The sequence below is a fragment of the Amycolatopsis kentuckyensis genome (genome assembly GCF_002155975.1).
Taxonomy (GTDB): Bacteria; Actinomycetota; Actinomycetes; order Mycobacteriales; family Pseudonocardiaceae; genus Amycolatopsis; species Amycolatopsis kentuckyensis.
The window spans coordinates 1-5,229 of record NZ_MUMI01000487.1 but is presented as its reverse complement, the minus strand read 5'-3'; the positions used below and the strand labels follow the sequence as shown (position 1 = coordinate 5,229).

Sequence of the window (5,229 nt, the reverse complement as noted above, 5' to 3'; positions counted from 1 at the left end):
CCTCACCGACCACGACGGCATGTACGGTGTCGTGCGCTTTGCCGAGGCCGCGCGGGAACTCGGCGTCGACACCGTCTTCGGCACCGAACTCAGCTTCGGCCTCCACGGCCCGCAGAACGGCGTTCCCGACCCCGAAGGCGAGCACCTCCTCCTGCTCGCCCGCGGCGACCAGGGCTACCGCGCCCTCTGCCGCGCCATCACCGCCGGTCAGATCCACCACCAGGCCGAAAAGGGACGGCCCGTCTACGACCTCGGCGCGGTCGCCGAGGAGGTCGCCGGGCAGTGCGTGGTGCTGACGGGCTGCCGCAAAGGCGCGGTGCGCTCGGCCCTCGTCACGCACGGCCCGGCGGCCGCCGCGGAGAAACTCGAGGAACTCATCGACCGCTTCGGCCGCGACAACGTCTACGTCGAGCTCACCGACCACCGCCAGCCCCTGGACAGCACCCACAACGACCTCCTGACGGAACTCGCCGGCGAGCTCGGCCTGCCGACCGTCGCCACCACCGCCGCCCACTACGCGCGGCCCGAACGCGCGCCGCTCGCCGACGCCCTCGCCGCGATCCGGGCCCGGCGGGGCATCGACGAACTCGAAGGCTGGCTGCCCGCCGCCGGGACGGCCTTCCTGCGCAGCGGCGCCGAAATGGACGTCCTGTTCCGGCGGTACCCCGGCGCGGTCCGGCGCAGCGCCCTGCTGGGCATGGAATGCGCGTTCCCGCTGAAGCTGATCGCCCCCGAGCTGCCGCCCTTCGACGTCCCCGAGGGCCACACCGAAACGACCTACCTCCGGGAACTCACCCGGAAAGGCGCCGAGGAACGCTTCAAAGGCAAGGCCCACGAAGAAAAAGCCAACCAGCAGATCGAGCACGAGCTCGCCATCATCGAAGAGCTCGGCTTCCCGGGCTACTTCCTGATCGTCTGGGACATCGTCCGGTTCTGCAACGACAACGACATCCTCTGCCAGGGCCGCGGCTCGGCCGCGAACTCCGCCGTCTGCTACGCGCTCGGCATCACCAAGGTCGACTCCGTCGCCTACGAACTGCTCTTCGAGCGCTTCCTCGCCCCGGACCGGGACGGCTACCCCGACATCGACCTCGACATCGAGTCCGACCGCCGCGAGGAGGCCATCCAGTACGTCTTCCGGAAACACGGCCGCCTGCGGACAGCCCAGGTCGCGAACGTGATCACCTACCGCGCCCGGTCCGCGGTCCGCGACGCCGCCCGGGCCCTGGGCTACTCGCCGGGCCAGCAGGACGCCTGGAGCAAGCAGATCGACCGCTGGGGTTCGTTGCAGAGCACCGAAAAGGACCACGACCACGACATCCCGGACGAGGTCGTGCAGCTCGCCTTCGCCCTGGAGGACTTCCCGCGGCACCTGGGCATCCACTCCGGCGGCATGGTCATGTGCGCCGAGCCGGTGAGCCAGGTCGTCCCCGTCGAGTGGGCGCGGATGGAGAACCGCAGCGTCATCCAGTGGGAAAAGGAGGACTGCGCCGCCGCCGGGCTGGTCAAGTTCGACCTGCTCGGCCTCGGCATGCTGTCCGCGCTGCACTACATGATCGACCTCGTCGAGGAGTACAAGGGCGACCGGGTCGACCTCGCCGAGCTGGACCTCGCCGACGAGAAGGTCTACGACATGCTCTGCCGCGCCGACGCGATCGGCGTCTTCCAGGTGGAGAGCCGCGCCCAGCTGGCGACGCTGCCGCGGCTGCAGCCCCGCGAGTTCTACGACCTCGCCGTCGAGGTCGCGCTGATCCGGCCGGGGCCGATCCAGGGCGGCTCGGTGCACCCGTACATCCGCCGCAAGCAGGGCCGCGAGAAGTGGGCGTACGACCACCCGCTGCTCGAAAAGGCACTGCACAAGACCAAAGGTGTGCCGCTGTTCCAGGAACAGATGATGCAGATCGCGCTGGACGTCGCGAACTTCACCGCGGCGGAGGCCGACCAGCTGCGGCACGCGATGGGGTCGAAGCGCTCGGACCGCAAGATGGACCGGCTGCGGCAGCGGTTCCTCGAAGGCGCCGCGGTCAACGGCGTCGAAGACGAGCTCGCGCAGAAGATCTTCCTGAAGCTCAAGGCGTTCGCGAACTTCGGCTTTCCGGAGAGCCACGCGCTGAGCTTCGCGCACCTGGTCTTTTCCAGCGCCTACTTCAAGCTCTACCACCCGGACGCGTTCCTGGCGGGCCTGCTGCGCGCGCAGCCGATGGGGTTCTACTCACCGCAGTCGCTGGTCGCCGACGCGCGGCGCCACGACGTCACCGTGCACGGCCCGGACATCAACCGCAGCCTGCCGCACGCCACCCTGGAGCCGGGCACCGGGCGGTTCCACGACGTGCGCACCGGGCTGAGCACCGTCCGCAAGATCGGCGAGGAGCTCGCTAAGCGGATCGTGGCCGAGCGCACGGAAAACGGCGAGTACCGCGACATGGCCGACGTCGCCCGCCGCGTGCGGCTGACCACGCCGCAGATCGAGGCGCTGGCCACGGCCGGCGCGTTCGCCGGCTTCGGCGGGGATCGTCGCCAGGCGCTGTGGACCGCGGGCGCCGTCGCCGGCGAACGCCCGGACCGGTTGCCCGGCCTGGTCGGCGGGTCGGCACCGGTGCTGCCGGGGATGGACGGGCTCGACGTCGCGGCGGCGGACGTCTGGGCCACCGGGGTGTCGCCGGACAGCTACCCGACCCAGTTCATCCGCGACCGCCTCGACGAGCTCGGCGTCGTCCCGGCGAGCGGCCTGGCGGACCTCGACGACGGCGCGCGCGTGCTGATCGGCGGCGCGGTCACGCACCGGCAGCGCCCCGCGACCGCGGGCGGCGTCACCTTCCTCAACATCGAAGACGAAACGGGGATGGTCAACGTGATCTGCACGCTCGGTCTCTGGCAGCGTTACCACCGCGTCGCGCGCGGCAGCCCGGCGCTGCTGATCCGCGGGGTGGTGGAGAAGGCCGACGGCGTGGTCAGCGTCCTGGCCCACCGCGTCGAGCCGCTGCCGATGCGCATCAAGGCGAAGTCGCGGGACTTCCGGTGAGGGGGCGCCGGGCGATCGTGATGATCTCGGGGCTCGTGCCGGTCACCGGCGAACGGTCCCAGTGGCCGTACTGCTCGTCGACGACCAGCCCGGCTTCCTCGACGAACGCGTTCAGCGAAGGGACGTCGAGGAAGCGCAATGTGCTCTCGCTGTACTTCGGCGCGTCCCAGCCCGGGCTTTCGTAGGTCGTCGTGAAGCTGACCAAGCCGTTCTCGAACGGCCCGGCGTCGTTCCACGAGCGGACGTCCCCGGCCTCCCAGACGTTCGAAGGAGTCCAGCGCTCCCAGCCGCGGGCGGCCGGGTTGCGCGTCTCGAAACCGAACCGCCCGCCCGGTTTCAGCGCCTGGAAAACGGCCGAGAACGCGGTGCGCAGCTCGTCGTCGGTCAGCAGCACCTGGAAGGCGTGCCCGGTCATCACCGCGAAGTCGAACTCGCCGTCCCAGGACGCGGTCGACAAATCACCGTGCACCCACTCGATGTCGGCCCGGCGGCGGGCCTGCGTGAGCATGCCCTCGGCGGGATCGAGCCCGACGAGCCGTCCTTCGTGGCCGGACTCGCGCGCCCAGTGCAGCAGGGAACCCGTGCCGCAGCCGACGTCCAGCACGGACTCCGCGGCCATGATCATCGGCAGGTAGAACGCGTAGTCACCGCCGCTTTCCCGCGGGTTGAAGGCGTCGTACAGCGAGGCGAGGCCGGCGTCGGCGAAGTGGTGGTCGGGCATGGCGTCAAGCTAGCGATCGAAGCGGTCAGGAATCGACCTGTTTTCGCCCTAGGTTCGAGCCGACGAACCGAGGAGGAAACATGGTCAACCCCGTTCCCGACGGCTACACGACGGTCACCCCGTGGATCATCGGCCACGACACCGCCGGCCTGCTCGACTTCCTGAAGGCCGCCTTCGACGCCGAAGAACTCGGGCGGGTCGCCGGCGAGGACGGGAAGATCGGGCACGCCGAGGTGCGCATCGGCGACGCCGTGGTGATGGCGTTCGACTCCCCGGACGGCTGGGCCGCCACGCCCGCCTTCCTGCGGCTCTACGTGCCGGACAGCGAAGAAACCCAGCGCCGCGCGATCGAAGCCGGCGCCACCGAAGTCACCCGGCAGACCGTGCTGTTCTTCGGCGACCGCGTCGGCCGCGTGCGCGACCCCTTCGGCAACCTCTGGTGGATCCAGACGCGGCTGGAGAACCTCGACGAAGCCGAGCTGGCGCGGCGGGCGCAACTGCCCGAGTACGTCGAGGCGATGAACTACGTCCAGGGTGGAAAGCCCTAGCCGCCGGTGTGGCACCCTGGGGCCGTGCTGGAGACGGGGGAGGACTACCGCGAAGCGGTGCTGTCCGGGCAGTGGTGGGAAAAGCGGCGGTTCACCGGCTGCGACTTCACCGGCGCGGATCTGAGCGGGCTGCGGACGCGCGGCTGCACCTTCGACGACTGCGTGTTCAGCCGGGCCGACCTGTCGCGCTCCCGGCACGACGCGTCGGCGTTCCGCTCGTGCACCTTCGACCGGACGGTGCTCGCCGAGAGCCGCTGGACGGCGTGCTCGCTGCTGGGCTCGTCGTTCACCGACAGCGGGCTCGGCGGGATCGCGCTCACCGAGTGCGATCTCTCCCTCGCGTCGCTGGCGAAGGCACGGCTGCGCAAGCTCGGGCTCTCGGGCCTGCGGCTGCGCGAGGCCAACCTGATGGAAGCCGACCTCGCCGGCGCCGACCTGCGCGGCAGCGACCTGACCGGTGCCCGCCTGCAGGGCGCGAAGCTCGACGGCGCCGACCTGCGTGGCGCACGGCTCGACGCGAACGCCCTGGTCCAAGCCGACCTGAGGGGCGCGGAAGTCGACGTCGAAACGGCGATCGCCTTCGCCGCCGCGCACGGGCTCGTCATCCGCTGAAACGTCGAAGGCCCCGGCAGCGCCGGGGCCTTCGAAGCACTCAGTCGATCGGGGGTTCGCCCGGGTCGAGCTCGATCAGGTCGCCCTCGGCCAGGAGCTCCTCGATCGACGCCGGCAGCAGGTACGCCGCCCCGCCGCCCGGCTGGTTGAACCACGGGATCGCGACGCCGGCCAGCGTCTCCAGGGGCCGCTGCACCCGGTAGACGTGGTACGGGCGGTTGATCCACTCCGGCACCAGCGACCGCTCGGCGAACGGCGTGCCCGCCGCGTACGTCAGGTTGCCGTTCGGGCCGCCGAAGCGGTCCAGTTCGCTGCCCGCGGGCAGC

At 70.7% G+C, this 5,229-nt stretch carries 5 protein-coding genes; 3 read left to right on the top strand and 2 right to left on the bottom strand.

What is annotated here, in order from left to right; translation table 11 throughout:
• The coding region (locus CCN39_RS38070) for an error-prone DNA polymerase (RefSeq protein ID WP_086850630.1) at positions 1-3,022 on the top strand (3,022 nt) is incomplete at its 5' end.
• On the opposite strand, the gene CCN39_RS38065 is transcribed toward CCN39_RS38070, so the two are convergent.
• Complete coding sequence (locus CCN39_RS38065; protein WP_086850628.1) at positions 2,994-3,743, bottom strand: class I SAM-dependent methyltransferase; 750 nt, start codon at positions 3,741-3,743, stop codon at positions 2,994-2,996. The two genes, CCN39_RS38070 and CCN39_RS38065, sit on opposite strands and share 29 nt — an antisense overlap.
• Before the next feature lie 80 nt (positions 3,744-3,823).
• Between CCN39_RS38065 and CCN39_RS38060 the strand changes: the two genes are divergently transcribed.
• Positions 3,824-4,291, top strand: coding sequence for a VOC family protein (locus CCN39_RS38060; protein ID WP_086850626.1), 468 nt, complete (start codon positions 3,824-3,826; stop codon positions 4,289-4,291).
• 24 nt (positions 4,292-4,315) lie between these two features.
• Positions 4,316-4,903 (top strand): pentapeptide repeat-containing protein, encoded by a 588-nt coding sequence (locus tag CCN39_RS38055; RefSeq protein WP_086850624.1) that lies wholly within the window; start codon positions 4,316-4,318, stop codon positions 4,901-4,903.
• A gap of 40 nt (positions 4,904-4,943) precedes the next feature.
• On the opposite strand, the gene CCN39_RS38050 is transcribed toward CCN39_RS38055, so the two are convergent.
• The coding region (locus CCN39_RS38050; protein WP_143264305.1) for a TNT domain-containing protein at positions 4,944-5,229 on the bottom strand (286 nt) is incomplete at its 5' end.

What these genes read in the sequence shown, in the direction of transcription:
- CCN39_RS38060 (WP_086850626.1), top strand. Translation starts at nt 3,824, where the DNA reads ATGGTCAACCCCGTTCCCGACGGCTACACGACGGTCACCCCGTGGATC.
- CCN39_RS38065 (WP_086850628.1), bottom strand. Translation starts at nt 3,743, where the DNA reads ATGCCCGACCACCACTTCGCCGACGCCGGCCTCGCCTCGCTGTACGAC.